This window comes from Amycolatopsis ultiminotia, assembly GCF_039536925.1.
GTDB lineage: Bacteria > Actinomycetota > Actinomycetes > Mycobacteriales > Pseudonocardiaceae > Amycolatopsis > Amycolatopsis ultiminotia.
On the sequence record NZ_BAAAZN010000022.1, the window covers coordinates 137582 to 151351 of the forward strand.

Annotated in this window: 10 protein-coding genes and 1 tRNA gene; 7 read left to right on the forward strand and 4 right to left on the reverse strand. The window is 69.5% G+C overall.

Annotated elements, in window-relative coordinates; translation table 11 throughout:
* Positions 1–176: 176 nt before the first annotated feature.
* The 3 genes from ABD793_RS36225 (at position 177) to ABD793_RS36235 (ending at position 1267) form a co-directional block, all read left to right on the forward strand.
* The gene (locus ABD793_RS36225; RefSeq protein WP_344867921.1) at positions 177–611 is read left to right on the forward strand and encodes a DUF3052 domain-containing protein; all 435 of its coding nucleotides are present in this window, start codon (positions 177–179) and stop codon (positions 609–611) included.
* 77 nt (positions 612–688) lie between these two features.
* A complete protein-coding gene (locus ABD793_RS36230; protein WP_344867922.1) occupies positions 689–1150 on the forward strand; it encodes a peroxiredoxin in 462 nt (153 codons plus the stop codon).
* A gap of 45 nt (positions 1151–1195) precedes the next feature.
* Positions 1196–1267 (forward strand) — tRNA-Val (locus ABD793_RS36235).
* Between the two features lie 372 nt (positions 1268–1639).
* On the opposite strand, the gene ABD793_RS36240 is transcribed toward ABD793_RS36235, so the two are convergent.
* Entirely contained in the window at positions 1640–2821 is a 1182-nt protein-coding gene (locus ABD793_RS36240; RefSeq protein ID WP_344867939.1) for an aminotransferase class V-fold PLP-dependent enzyme, read from the reverse strand.
* 54 nt (positions 2822–2875) lie between these two features.
* On the opposite strand from ABD793_RS36240, the gene ABD793_RS36245 reads away from it, so the two are divergent.
* Both ABD793_RS36245 and ABD793_RS36250 read left to right on the forward strand, forming a co-directional pair.
* Entirely contained in the window at positions 2876–3499 is a 624-nt protein-coding gene (locus ABD793_RS36245) for a GntR family transcriptional regulator (protein WP_344867923.1), read from the forward strand.
* A gap of 5 nt (positions 3500–3504) precedes the next feature.
* Complete coding sequence (locus tag ABD793_RS36250) at positions 3505–4260, forward strand: metallophosphoesterase (protein WP_344867924.1); 756 nt, start codon at positions 3505–3507, stop codon at positions 4258–4260.
* On the opposite strand, the gene ABD793_RS36255 is transcribed toward ABD793_RS36250, so the two are convergent.
* Genes ABD793_RS36255 through ABD793_RS36265 form a run of 3 tightly spaced genes read right to left on the reverse strand, consistent with a single transcriptional unit; the run spans position 4250 to position 7554 of the window.
* Entirely contained in the window at positions 4250–5875 is a 1626-nt protein-coding gene (locus ABD793_RS36255; protein WP_344867941.1) for a CocE/NonD family hydrolase, read from the reverse strand. The two genes, ABD793_RS36250 and ABD793_RS36255, sit on opposite strands and share 11 nt — an antisense overlap.
* 48 nt (positions 5876–5923) lie before the next feature.
* Positions 5924–6856 (reverse strand): asparaginase, encoded by a 933-nt coding sequence (locus ABD793_RS36260; protein ID WP_425548831.1) that lies wholly within the window; start codon positions 6854–6856, stop codon positions 5924–5926.
* A gap of 26 nt (positions 6857–6882) precedes the next feature.
* Complete coding sequence (locus tag ABD793_RS36265; protein ID WP_344867943.1) at positions 6883–7554, reverse strand: FadR/GntR family transcriptional regulator; 672 nt, start codon at positions 7552–7554, stop codon at positions 6883–6885.
* Positions 7555–7859: 305 nt separating this feature from the next.
* On the opposite strand from ABD793_RS36265, the gene dnaE reads away from it, so the two are divergent.
* Together dnaE and ABD793_RS36275 are read left to right on the forward strand one after the other, a co-directional pair.
* Positions 7860–11453 carry a DNA polymerase III subunit alpha gene (gene dnaE, locus ABD793_RS36270; RefSeq protein WP_344867927.1) on the forward strand — a complete coding sequence of 1198 codons (3594 nt, stop codon included), beginning with the start codon at positions 7860–7862 and terminating at the stop codon, positions 11451–11453.
* 606 nt (positions 11454–12059) lie between these two features.
* Positions 12060–13250 carry a low temperature requirement protein A gene (locus ABD793_RS36275; protein WP_344867928.1) on the forward strand — a complete coding sequence of 397 codons (1191 nt, stop codon included), beginning with the start codon at positions 12060–12062 and terminating at the stop codon, positions 13248–13250.
* Positions 13251–13770 lie beyond the last annotated feature (520 nt).

Here is a 13770-nt window from a genome sequence, read left to right on the forward strand (position 1 = left end):
GCGTGCCGGGCCGCTGCGCTGCGACACGAGTTGTGAAAGATCCGGTGTGGACGGTTGCGCGCAGCGCCTCGCCAGTGTTCGCTATCGACAACCGTGTACTCGAGGGTGGCGGGCACGCCGGCTCCGGAGGAGCCGAACGTCCGTCGCGCTCCGTCGTAGTTGGAGGAGTGGAAGCAGTGGTCGCCGCGGGAGACGCAGGCAGCGCCAGCGTCGCCGAGAGGCTTGGCATCAAGCCGGACATGGTGGTCCAGGAGATCGGCTGGGACGAGGACGTCGATGACGACGTTCGCGCGGCGATCGAGGAAACGATCGGCGGGGACCTCCTGGACGAGGACGCCGACGAGGTCATCGACGTGGTCCTGCTGTGGTGGCGCGACGAGGACGGTGACCTGGGCGATGCCCTTGTCGACGCCCGTGGCCCCCTGGACGAGAACGGCGTGATCTGGGTGCTGACGCCGAAGACCGGTCAGCCAGGGCATGTCGAGCCGAGCGAGATCGCCGAGGCGGTGCCCCAGGTGGGCCTCGCCCAGACGGCCAACATCAGCGTGGGAGCCGACTGGCTCGGCACCCGGCTGGTCTCGCCGAAGTCCTCGAAGGCCAAGCAGCGGTGAACGCCCGTTCCGCCGCCCGCCGGGCACGATAGGGTGGTCGGAGCAGGCAGTGTCCGCTCGGGAGAGGAAACGCAGGTATGGCCGTCGAGGTCGGTTCACAGGCCCCTGACTTCACGCTCAACGACTACAACAAGCAGCCGGTCACGCTGTCGCAGTTCAAGGGCGACAAACCGGTTCTGCTCGTGTTCTTCCCGTTCGCGTTCAGCGGGGTGTGCACCGGCGAGCTGTGCCAGTTGCGGGACGAGTTCTCCGACTACGACACCTCGGGTGTGCAGGTCCTCGGTGTCTCCTGTGACGCGGTCTTCTCCCTCAAGGTGTGGGCCGAGCAGGAGAACTACCAGTTCCCGCTGCTGTCGGACTTCTGGCCGCACGGCGAGGTGGCGCAGAAATACGGTGTGTTCAACGACCAGGCGGGCCTCGCGCTGCGCGGTACCTTCCTGATCGACACCGGCGGCGTGGTCCGCTTCGCCGAGGTCAACCAGCCCGGCGAGGCGCGCGATCAGTCGGCGTGGAAGAAAGCCGTCGCAGAACTGGCCTGACCAGGGTCTTCGCCCGGCCGGGACCGCGGAGGTCCCGGCCGGTGCGGGCGCATAGCTCAGCGGAAGAGCACTCGGTTTACACCCGAGCGGTCGCAGGTTCGAACCCTGCTGCGCCCACTCGATCGGCTTCATCCTGCGCGGTGCTTCGCCGGGATCTCGTGGTGATGATTCCGGGGGACCCCCCGGCTCGTAGGCGATCATGACCCGGCAGGTCCGGCGGTTTCCCGGCCAACCGGGTTCGCGGAGCACGCGAGCCCGGTCCTTTCGTTTCCGGTGCCGCCCCCGGACCTGGCGGTGCGAGCCGTTGGCGGTGTGCGGGTACGTGAACGGCCTCCCCGGCCGGCGTCCCCCACTCGCCGGCCAGGGAGGCCGTTCGTTTCCCACCCGCCGGGCCTGCCCCCTCGACAAGCCCGGCCGCAGCGTTCCACGGGAGTACGCAGTACAGGAGGGGGCTTCGCGGCCCGCGGATACTACGCCGATCGGGTGATCTCAGCGCACGAGTTGTGCGACCTCGCCGGCCAGCCGGTCGATCTCCTCTTCGGTGTTGTAGTAGTGCACCGAAGCGCGCACCAGATTCGGCAGGCTCCTGGCGGCGAAGTCGTACTGCGCGGAGGTCGCGTCCGTGGTGCTGGTGTTGATCTTCGCCGCGCTCAGCCGGCGGCGGACCTCGGATGCGTCCAGTCCGGCCGCGCTGAAGGTGACCAGGCCGCACTTGCGTGCTCCGGAGTCGTGGACCGAGACCCCGCCGATGCCGCCGAGCCGGTCCCGCAGTGTGGCGGCGAGCGCGCCGACGCGCTGTTCGATCGCGGGCAGGCCCCAGCCGAGCGCGTAGTCCACGGCCGCGCCGAGGCCCAGCATTGCCGCGAAATCGCGTTCCCACACTTCGAACCGCTTGGCCGTGGGGTCGACCACGTATTCGGTGGGAGAGGTCCAGGTGGCCGAGTGCAGATCGAGCATTGCCGGCTCCAGCCGCTCCCGCAGCCGTGGGTGCACGTACAGGAACCCGGTGCCACGCGGGCCGCGCAGGTACTTGCGGCCGGTGGCGCTCAGCGCGTCGCAGCCGAGCCGGGTCACGTCCAGGTCCAGCTGACCGGCCGACTGGCACGCGTCGAGCAGGAACGGGATGTCCGCCTCGCGGGCGATCGCGCCGATCTCCTCGGCCGGGTTCACCAGACCGCCCTGTGTCGGGACGTGGCTCACCGCGATCAGCTTCACCGTCGGGTCCACCCGGCGGCGCAGATCCGCGACGTCCAGCTGGCCGCTCTCGTCGTCGTCCACGACCTCGACCACGGCGCCGGTGCGGCGGGCGACCTGCAGGTAGGCGATGGCGTTGCTGGCGTACTCGGCGCGGGAGGTGAGGATCCGATCCCCTGGTCCGAACGGCAGTGCGTAGAACACCGCCTGCCACGCGCGGGTCGCGCTGTCGGTGAGCGCGATGTCCTCCGGTGCGGCGTCGAGCAGGCGGGCGATCGACGCGTACACGGCCTCGATCCGATCGGCCGCCGCGGCTGCGGCCTCGTAGCCGCCGGCCAGCGCCTCGACGCGCAGGTAGTCGACGACGGTGTCGGTGACTCGCGACGGCGGAAGCGCGGCACCGGCGTTGTTGAAGTGCGTGACACCGGCGCATCCGGGCGTGTCGGCCCGCGCACGGGCCACGTCGAAAGGCTGCATGCTGGTCATGCCCACTGAATACAGTAATGCGCTACTGCATGCAATACTGTCGGCATGACGAAGCGCCCACTCCGCGGTGAGCTCATCGACGAGATCACCACGCGGGTCCTCGACGGCAGGCTCGCCGCCGACACCCGGATCAACGAGGTGCACCTCGCCAAGGAGCTGGGCGTCAGCCGCACGCCGCTGCGTGAAGCGCTGATCGGCCTCGCCGACCGCGGGATGCTCGTCGCCGCCCCCGGCCGGGGTTTCCTCGTCGCGCCGCTCGATCCGGACGAGGCCCGCAGGCTGTACCCGTTGGTCGCGGAACTGGAGTCGCTTGCGCTGCGCTGGACTTCGCCACTCGAGCTGGCCACCCTGCCGGACGCGCTCGACCTGCTCGCGGACCGGATGGCCGAACCGCTCGACGGCGGCAACGTGTCCGATGTGGACGATCAATGGCATGCGCTGCTGCTGTCCCGGTGCGCCAACCCGTATCTGCTGCGCCTGATCGAGCAGACGAAACCGTTGCTCAAGCGCTACGAATCGCACTACCTCGGCGGCCGGGCGCGGGCCGCGGAGAGCGTCGGTGAACATCGGGCGATCGCGGATGCGCTGCGCAGCGGCGATCTGTCCGCCGCGTCCGCACTGCTCGTGCGGAACTGGGTCAAGGCATTGGCCACACTGGAAAAGGACTGATCTCGATGCGAATTTTCGCCCACCTGTCCGATCTCCACCTCGACGGAGGGGACCGAGCCGACGCGCGTACGGCCGCCGTGCTGCGGTTCCTGGATGACTGCGAGGTGAGCGCAGTGCTCGTCACCGGCGACGTCGCCGACCACGGGCTGCCCGCGGAATACCGGCGGGCAGCCGAACTGCTCCGGTACCCGGCGCCGGTGGTGGTCTGCCCCGGCAACCACGACGTCCGCGGGCCGTTTCGCGAGGCACTGCTGGGCGAACCGGCCGGGGACGCGCCGGTGAACACGGCGACCGAGGTGGCCGGCGTACTGCTCGCCGCCTGCGATTCGTCGATCCCCGGCCGCGGCGCCGGCTACCTCGCCGACGAGACGCTGGACTGGCTCGACGGTGTGTTGACCGGACACGACGGCCCGGCGCTCGTCGCGTTCCACCACCCGCCGGTGGAGGTCGGCGTGCCACTGGTCGACGCCATCCGCCAGACCGGCGAGGAGCGCCTTGCCGAGGTGCTGCACAGGCATCCGGAGGTGCGCGCGCTGTTGTGCGGGCACGTGCACACCGGCGCGGCCACGACGTTCGCCGGGGTCCCGGTGCGGATCGCGCCGGGCGTCGTCTCCGGATCACTGCTGCCGGCGGAACCGGGGGCAGGCCGCGGTTGGGCCGAGGGCGGCCCGCTGGAATTCGACCGTCCGCCGTCGCTGCTGCTGCACGTACTGCACGACGACGGACGGCTGACGACGCATCAGCGGGTGGTCACGGGGTGAAGACCGGCAGCGTGATCCGCGACGGACGGGCCTCGTCGTGGAACACCTCGAACCGGTTCGGCTTGCCGGCCACCGCGGAGGCCACCGCGTCCCCGGTACCGTGGTTGCGCGCGAAGCGCGGGAACGCACCACCGGCCACCTGCACGCGCAGCCGGTGGCCGCGGCGGAAGCGGTAGGCGGTCGGGTCCAGCTCCACTTCCGCGCGCACCACACCGTCCGCACCGACTTCCGGAGCGTCCGGGCGCAGCCGCAGGATGCCATCCGTGACGTTGCGCGAGACGCCACCGGAATCGACGTCGCACAGCCGCACGTACACGTCCGCGTGGCCCAGTTCGGTGCGCACGAACACGGTCGCGGCCACCTCGCCGATCACGTCGAGGTCCGCGGCCAGCGGTTCGCCGGTGAACACCAGCACGTCGTCGCGCGCCTCGACCTCGGAGTTGTCGCGTTGCTTGGTCTTGCCGGTGAGCAACGGGCCGCCGACGGCAGGCGTCGGGTCCGCCGGGTCGTAGGTGAACGGGGTGGGCGCGGTGTCCCCGGACACCGCTTCGCCGAGCCCGCCGACCGGCCGCAGGTGCGCCGGCGTGCCGGTGGCCGGCGGCGGCCACCGGTCGAAGTCGAGCCAGGTGCCGGACTGCTGCAGGAAGATCCGCACCGGCGAGCGATGCAGGCCGGTGCGGTTGCCGGTGAACTGCGCGGTGAGGAAGCCGATCTGGTCCTGCACCATCGCCCGCATCCCGCCCGGATCGCTGTGCGCCCACGGCCCGATGGTGATCCGGGGTGCGCGCCCGGCGTCCTGCAGGATCCGGAAGTCCCGCAGCTGCCTGCGCAGGAACAGGTCGTACCAGCCGGTGCTCATGGTCACCGGCACGCTCAGCCCGGCGACTTCCGCGCTGTGGTCGGACATCGCCCAGTAGTCGTCGTCCGGTTCGGCGTGCTCGGTCACGTCCTGCAGGAACTGCACCGGACGGCCGATCGCGGCCACGTCCGCGCCGCTCAGCGGCAGGTGCGCCATCGCCCGCCGGGTCCGCCGCGTCTGCAGCGGGTTCGGCAGCCCGGCCAGCGGCTCCTCCTGGGTGCCGATGAGCGAGGACCAGGACACCATGTTGTCCGCCGCGAGCACCCCGCCCGGGTAGAACACGGTGGTGAACTCCGAGGCCGTCACGCCGAGGCACATGGCCGCCAGCGGCGGGTCGAGGTACGGGCCGAGCGCCCACTGCGTGTGCCCGAGGTAGCTCGCCCCCGCCGTGCCCAGCCTGCCGTCGCACCACGGTTGCTCGCGCAGCCATTCGGCGGTCGCGATGCCGTCCTCCCGTTCGAGATGGAACGGCCGGAACTCGCCCTCCGAGCCGAACGTGCCGCGGGTGCTCTGCAGCACGACCTGCAGGCCGTGCCGGGCGAAGGTGTCGCCGAAGAGCTTGGCCATCGGACCGGTGCGGCCGTAGGGCGTGCGGATCAGCACGACCGGCCCGGACCGGAGCCCGGCCGGGGCGTAGCGGTCGGCCAGCAGGTGCACGCCGTCGGACATCGGGATCCGCAGGCCCTTGGTGACTTCCGGCGCAGGGCCGTCGGTCACCGGCAGGCCGAGCACCCGGTCGAGCACCCGGTCGATGATTCGGTTGAGCACGCGCCAACCCCTTTCCCAGCTCGGACCTTTCCGAAGCTACTCGTCCGACGCCACCGGGGTGGCGAGCCCGCCGGTCACCCGAAGGGTGGGATCGGCGAACGGGACGAGCCGGTCTGCGGGCACCCCGGCGCGGGTCAGTGCGGCGGTCAGCACGGCCCGGCGGGCCCGGTCGCCACCGTCGGCGATCTTGAGCGCGACCGCGGTGCCGTCGGGCAGCGCGGCGAGCTGCACGGCCTCGAAACCGTCCTTCGCGATCAGCCCCGGGACCGCCCGCATCAGGCCGGTGACGTCTCGGCGGGTGCCGGCGACGAGGTCCGGGTGCCGTCGGATCCCTTCTGCCACAAGGAATTCCGGCGTTCCCTCGGGTGCGCTCGCGATGCGCGACGCGGCCAGCGCCAGCCCGTGCAGGGACACCGCGAACAACGGCGCGCCGCATCCGTCGACGGCCACTCGCGCCACGGTGTCGCCGGTGAGGTCTTCCACGGTCTCGCGGATCGCCCGCTGCAACGGGTGCCCTGGTTCGAGGTAACCCTCGGTGTCCCAGCCCCGCTCCCGGCAGGTGGCGAGCATCGCGGCGTGCTTGCCGGAGCAGTTGTGCGCGAGCCGGGACGGCTTGCGGTCCGCGGCCACCCAGGCGTCCCGTTCGACCGGGTCGAACGGCAGATCGGCGGGAGTGCCCAGCGCGTCCTCGGTGCACCCGTGGACGGCCAGCACCTCCGACGCGGCCGTCAGATGCCGCGATTCGCCCGAGTGGCTGGCCGCGGCGATCGCGAACCCCGATGCGGTCAGCCGTAGCCCCAGCCGCGCCATCGCGGCGGCCTGCAGCGGCTTCGCAGTGGAACGCGGGTACATCGCCACGTCCGGATCGCCGGCAGCGAACATCGTCGAACCGTCCGGCGCGAGGACCACGACGGATCCGTGGTGCACGCCCTCGATCAGCCCGTCGCGCAGCAGGTGGACCAGGGGCACATGACGCGGTTCGCGCTGCGGCGGCGTCACCCTTCGGCCCGTCCGGATGCCGCACGGCCCGGCTGTACGAGCGTGCTCAGCGTCTGTTCCACGTGGTCGAGGTGAGTGGTCATCTGCGCTGCCGCAGCGGTTTCCGAACCGTCCGCGATCGCGGTGACGATGCGCCGGTGCTCGCGGTTCGACTCCGCGCGCCGTCCGTCGAGCCGGTTCAGGAATGCGGACTGGCGGGCGAGTGCGTCGCGGATCTCTTCGATCACCTTCTCGAACACCGGATTGCCCGCGGCCTGCGCGACCGCGACGTGGAACCGGGAGTCCAGCTCCACCCACGCGGTTTCGTCACGTTCGGCGTCCATCCGGTCGACGAGGTCGCCGAGCAGCGTGAGCTGCCCGGCGGTCCGCCGCCGTGCCGCATAGCCGGCGACCGGGACCTCGACGTGCCTGCGTGCTTCCAGGAGGTCCGGTGCCGAGTAGCCGCCGAAGATCGGGTTGTCCGGCGGGTGGTCCGCGGTGACGAAGGTGCCCCGCCCGGTCCGCGAGACGGTCAGCCCGAGTGCCTGCAGCCCCCGCAGCGCTTCCCGCACGACCGAGCGGCTGACCTCGTACTCACGGCTCAGCGCGGCTTCCGCGGGCAGCCGGTCGCCGACCGCGTACTCGCCGCGTTCGATCGCGGCACGGAGGTGGGCCAGCACCGCCTCCATGGCGCTGATCCGCCGGGGGATCGGTCCGGCTATCCGGCTGTCAGACAGGTTCACCCGGGTGATCGTGGAGTCCGGCCGGGGCCGAAGTCAAGAGCGCGGTTTCGCCGCCCCGCCGATTCTGTCGGTGGCGAGTGGCAGGGTGCGGACCCGAGCGAGCGCGAATCGCTCGCCCCGGCGCGTCGCACGCGGTCCCGGCGGCGTCGGGGGGAGAGGATCGACCCGGGTGCGGCGGACTAGGGTGAACCAGCCCGTGCCACGCCGCAGCAGTAGCCGGGAAGCCGTCTGCCTAGGGGAGGTTTTCGCTGGTGTCGAACGATTCTTTCGTCCACCTGCACGTCCACACCGAGTACTCGATGCTCGACGGTGCGGCGAAGATCGGCCCGCTCTTCGCCGAGGCGGCGCGGCTGGGCATGCCCGCGGTGGGCATGACCGACCACGGCAACATGTACGGCGGCGACGAGTTCTACCAGACCGCGAAGAAGCACGGCCTCAAACCGATCATCGGCATCGAGGCCTACATCGCGCCGGAGAGCCGGTTCCACAAGAAGCCGGTGTTCTGGGGACAGGCGAGCCAGCGGGGCTCGGACGAGTTCGGTGAGGGCGGCGACGTCTCCGGTGCCGGTTCCTACACGCACATGACGATGCTCGCGGCGAACGCGACCGGCCTGCGGAACCTGTTCAAGCTGTCGTCACTGGCATCGATCCAGGGGTACTACCGCAAACCGCGGATGGACCGGGAGCTGATCGCGGAGAACGCGGCGGGCATCATCGCCACCACCGGCTGCCCGTCCGGCGAGGTGCAGACCCGGCTGCGGCTGGGCCAGCGCGAGGCCGCGATCCAGGCGGCGTCGGACTACAAGGACATCTTCGGCGCGGACAACTTCTTCCTCGAGCTGATGGACCACGGCCTGCCGATCGAGCGGTCGGTGCGCGAGGGCCTGCTCGAGATCGGCAAACTGCTCGACCTGAAACCCCTGGCCACCAACGATTCGCACTACGTCACCAAGGACCAGGCGGACACGCACTCCGCGCTGCTGTGCGTACAGGCGGGCAAGACGCTGAACGACCCGACCCGGTTCAAGTTCGACGGGGACGGCTACTTCCTCAAGTCCGCGGCCGAGATGCGCGAGTACTGGGACAAGGAGGTACCCGGCGCGGCGAACAACACGCTGCTGGTCGCCGAGCGGGTCGAATCCTACGAGGACGTCTACGCGCACAAGGACCGGATGCCGGTCTTCGACGTGCCCACCGGCCACGACGAGGCGTCCTGGCTGCGGCACCAGGTGGCCGACGGCCTGAAGTGGCGCTTCCCGGACGGCATCCCGGACGGCTACGAGCAGCGCTGCGAGTACGAGCTCGGCGTCATCGAGCAGAAGGGCTTCCCCGCCTACTTCCTCATCGTCGCCGACCTCATCCAGCACGCGCGCGAGGTGGGCATCCTGGTCGGCCCCGGCCGTGGGTCCGCCGCGGGTGCGCTCGTGGCGTTCGCGCTCGGCATCACGAACCTCGACCCGATCCCGCAGAAGCTGCTGTTCGAGCGGTTCCTGAACCCGGAGCGGATGTCGATGCCCGATATCGACATCGACTTCGACGACCGCCGCCGCGGTGAAATGATCCGCTACGCCACCGAGAAGTACGGCGCGGACCGGGTCGCCCAGGTGATCACCTTCGGCACGATTAAGACCAAGGCGGCGATCAAGGACTCCGCGCGGGTGCACTTCGGCCAGCCGGGCTACTCGATCGCGGACAAGATCTCCAAGGCGCTGCCGCCGCCGATCATGGCCAAGGACATCCCGCTGTCGGGCATCGTGGACACCAACCACGATCGCTACGCCGAGGCCGCCGAGGTCCGCACGCTCGTCGAGACCGACGAGGAGTGCAAGACGATCTTCGACACCGCGCGCGGGCTGGAGGGCCTGATCCGCAACGCCGGCGTGCACGCCTGCGCGGTGATCATGTCCAGCGAGCCGCTCACCGACGCGATCCCGGTGTGGCAGCGCGACGACGGTTCGATCATCACCGGATGGGACTACCCGTCGTGCGAGGCCATCGGCCTGCTGAAGATGGACTTCCTCGGGCTGCGCAACCTCACCGTCATCGGCGACGCGCTGGCCAACATCAAGGCCAACCGCGGTGCGGAGATCGACCTCGACCGGCTCGGCTTCGACGATCCGGAGGCGTACAAGCTGCTCGGCCGCGGTGACACGCTCGGCGTGTTCCAGCTCGACGGCGGCGCGATGCGCGACCTGCTGCGCCGGATGCTGCCGACCGGGTTCGGGGACATCGTCGCGGTGCTCGCGCTGTACCGGCCCGGTCCGATGGGCATGAACGCGCACAACGACTACGCCGACCGCAAGAACAACCGGCAGCAGATCAAGCCGATCCACCCGCAGCTGGAGGAACCGCTGCGGGAGATCCTCGCCGAGACCTACGGCCTGATCGTCTACCAAGAGCAGATCATGCAGATCGCGCAGAAGGTCGCGGACTACACGATGGGCCGAGCGGACACGCTGCGGCGCGCGATGGGCAAGAAGAAGAAGGAAGTCCTCGAGAAGGAGTACGAGGGCTTCGAGGCGGGCATGCGGGCCAGCGGGCAGGTGCCGGGCGGATTCTCCCCGGAGGCGGTCAAGGCGCTGTGGGACACCATTCTCCCGTTCGCCGGCTACGCGTTCAACAAGTCGCACGCCGCCGCCTACGGCCTGATCGCGTACTGGACCGCCTACCTCAAGGCGAACTACACCGCGGAGTACATGGCCGCGCTGCTCACGTCGGTGGGGGACAACAAGGACAAGTCGGCGGTCTACCTCTCCGAGTGCCGCCGGCTCGGGATCAAGGTGCTGCCGCCGGACGTGAACGAATCGGCCATGCGGTTCGCGGCCGTCGGCGACGACATCCGGTTCGGTCTCGGCGCGGTGCGCAACGTGGGGGCGAACGTCGTCGAGTCGATCATCGCCACCCGTGAGGAGAAGGGGAAGTACTCCTCGTTCACCGATTTCCTGGACAAATCGGAGCTGGTGGCCTGCAACAAGCGGGTGATCGAATCGCTGATCAAGGCGGGCGGTTTCGACTCGATGGGGCACACCCGGCTGTCGATGATCCAGGTGCACGAGGACGCGGTGGAAGCGGTCGTGCCGCTCAAGCGCCAGGAAGCGATGGGCCAGTTCGACCTGTTCGGCTCGTTCGGCGACGGGTCCGAGGACGCCGCGGCCGAGGCGGCGCCGTCGTCGTCCCCGCTCGCGCACCTGAAGTTCGGCGAGGAGGAGTACCCGCGCAAGCAGCTGCTCGCCTACGAGCGGGAGATGCTGGGCCTGTACGTGTCGGCCCACCCGCTCGACGGTGCGGAGCGGATCCTGCGCAAGCACGCACCGAAGCCGATCGCGGCACTGCTGGCCGATCCGCCGAAGGAGGGCGAGGTCGTCATCTCCGGCCTGCTCACCTCGCTGGAACGGCGGGTGAACAAGAAGGGCGAGCCGTGGGCGATCTGCACCGTGGAGGACATGGACGCCGCGGTGGAGGTGCTGTTCTTCGCCAAGGCGTACTCGATGTTCGGGGCCGACCTCGTCGAGGACAACGCGGTGCTGGTCAAGGGCAGGGTCAACTGGCGCGAGGACAAGATGTCGATCTTCGGCGGCGGTCTCGTGCCACTGGACCTGTCGGAGATCGGCTCCGGAGACGAGGAGCCGCCGCTGGTCCTGCTGGCTGCCGCGGAGAAGATCGACCAATCGGTGGTCAGTGAGCTGAAGTCCACGCTGCTGGCGCACAAGGGCGAGACGCCGGTGCACCTCAAGCTGGTCGGCCGGAACCAGACGGTGTTCGCGCTCTACGACTACCCGGTGAAGGTCAGTTCGATGCTCATCGGTGAGCTGAAGGGCATCCGCGGAATCACCGCGAACACCTGAGGGCACGATCCACGGCGCCGTCCCCGGCCGGCTCCGCACACCCGGCGCGAACCCGCAACGGCGGTCCGGTGAGCGCCGCGGTACGAATTCCGCGAGTGCGGATGGGCGGCAGCGTGCGGAGGTGCACCAGCGGAGAGTGAGCTGATCACTCTCACCGTGCACTATCAGTAAACTACTTTCCGCCACTGGGTGATGCTCCATCCGAGTGACACGCGTCCATAGGCCCTGGCGCTACTCAGAGCAACCGGGTAGACCTTGTGGAGCCTTCAGAACGACACTTTCGCTACCTACAGTGGCAATTCGATCGGTCGACCGGGGATGGGTCGATCGGCCGGGCGGCCGAGGGAGTCCGGAGTTACGGGGAATGGACACCCAAGGTCACCTCCCAGGCAGAGGATCGTCGGCGTCCGCGGGGGACCGTACGGCGACCGCCGGGAGCGCCACCGGGTGGTGTCCGAGTGCGGTGAAGGCAGGGGGCGGGCCTGGTAGAGGGGGAGCCGGGCCCGCCCGTTTTCCTGGGTTGTGGTTCTCCGGATGTCGCGCTCGCGCCGTACCACGCAGCATGTTGGGATGTGGGCCGGAAGCAAGCGGACACGGGGAGCGTGCATGGCCCACGAATCGTTGCCGGACAAGCGGATCCGGGTGTGGTACCGGCCGATGCGGCCGCGGAGCCAGAGCGAGCAGCACCGCGCTTCCACACCACTGGAGCTGCTGTTCGACCTGTGTTTCGTGGTCGCCGTCGGCCAGGCCGCGGCCCAGCTGCACCACGCACTCGGCGAAGGGCACGCCGGATCCGGGGTACTCAGCTTCGCGATGGTGTTCTTCGCCATCTGGTGGGGCTGGCTGAATTTCAGCTGGTTCGCGTCCGCCTTCGACACCGACGACGTGCCGTACCGGATCGCGACGCTGGTGCAGATCGCCGGCGGCCTGACCGTCGCGGCCGGGGTGGACCGGGCGTTCGAGGGCAACTACGACGTGGTCGTCGCGGGCTACGTGCTGCTGCGGCTGGCCGCGGTCGTGCAGTGGCTGCGCGCGGCCCGGCAGGCACCGGAAACGCGGAGCACCGCGTACTTCTACGCCGTCGGCATCACGATCGTGCAGGTGTTGTGGATCGCCCGGCTCGCCCTGCCCGGAGCGGCCGGCCTGATCGGGTTCTTCGTGCTCGTGGTGCTGGAACTCCTGGTGCCCGTGCTGGCCGAACTCCGCGCCGGGACCACCTGGCATCCGCACCACATTGCCGAGCGCTATGGCCTGTTCACCCTGATCGTGCTCGGCGAAACGGTCCTGAGCGCGACGAACGCGGTGAAGGAGGGCCTGGCTTCGGGCGAGCACATCGGCGATCTGGTGTCGCTCGCGGTGGCCGGCCTGGTGCTCGTGTTCGCGATGTGGTGGCTGTACTTCGACCAGCCGGGACACGCACGCCTGATCCGCGGCAACTCCCTGTTCACCTCCATGAGCTGGGGGTACGGGCACTACCTGATCTTCTCCGCTGCCGCCGCGGTCGGTGCGGGACTGGAACTGGCGGTCGGCTTCGACAGCCACCACACGGAAATCAGCGGTACCGCGACTGCGCTGGCGGTGACCATCCCGGTCGCGGTGTTCCTGCTGAGCGTCTGGCTGCTGCACATCGGCCCGACCAACGAATGCCGCCCGATCGCGATCGGCTTCCCGGTGGCCGCGGTACTGACTCTGGCCGCTTCCTTCGGCCCGGCACCCATCCACGTGACAGCGGTGATCGCGGCCCTTCTCGTGGCCGTCACGGTGACGGCCACCCACGGCGAGCCCGAACCGGGCTGACCGCCGGTCGCACGTCGACCGGCTGTGGGTGTTGCGGCGGTGCTGTAGTGCTGCGGTGCTGCGGTGCTGCGGTGCTGCACCAGTGCTGCGGCGCTGTAGGGCGGTGGTCCGGTGGGCTGGCGCCGCGACTGGCCGGGTTGGTCGTCCTGTCCGCACCGCGTGCTATCGGTGCAGGTCAGACGGCTGACGCGGAAAACGGGACCCCCCTGTTCGCGGGCTGTTGCGAGGTGTGTAATCTTCTCTTCGTCGCCAGGGAAACCGGGCGGCCGCCAGGGGCCACGAACCAAGCTCCCACAGTAGTGGTAGAGTGGGTGGTCCCAAAACTTCCGGACCTGAACCGGCCACTGAGGAAGCCTTGAGCTTCAGAGTGGGTCCCGGGTCGTCTCCGGAAAACAAAAGCTTGAAACAATGCTGGCGATTGGCTCGTTTGTGGGTTGGTTGTTGGTGTGTTGCTTGAGAACTCAACAGTGTGCTAGTGAACTAAGCCAGTAGAGTTTTTTTTGTTTTTGGAGAATCCTCG

What these genes read in the sequence shown, in the direction of transcription:
- ABD793_RS36275 (WP_344867928.1), top strand. Translation starts at nt 12,060, where the DNA reads ATGGCCCACGAATCGTTGCCGGACAAGCGGATCCGGGTGTGGTACCGG.
- ABD793_RS36230 (WP_344867922.1), top strand. Translation starts at nt 689, where the DNA reads ATGGCCGTCGAGGTCGGTTCACAGGCCCCTGACTTCACGCTCAACGAC.
- ABD793_RS36250 (WP_344867924.1), top strand. Translation starts at nt 3,505, where the DNA reads ATGCGAATTTTCGCCCACCTGTCCGATCTCCACCTCGACGGAGGGGAC.
- ABD793_RS36265 (WP_344867943.1), bottom strand. Translation starts at nt 7,554, where the DNA reads ATGGAGGCGGTGCTGGCCCACCTCCGTGCCGCGATCGAACGCGGCGAG.
- ABD793_RS36245 (WP_344867923.1), top strand. Translation starts at nt 2,876, where the DNA reads ATGACGAAGCGCCCACTCCGCGGTGAGCTCATCGACGAGATCACCACG.
- ABD793_RS36240 (WP_344867939.1), bottom strand. Translation starts at nt 2,821, where the DNA reads ATGCAGCCTTTCGACGTGGCCCGTGCGCGGGCCGACACGCCCGGATGC.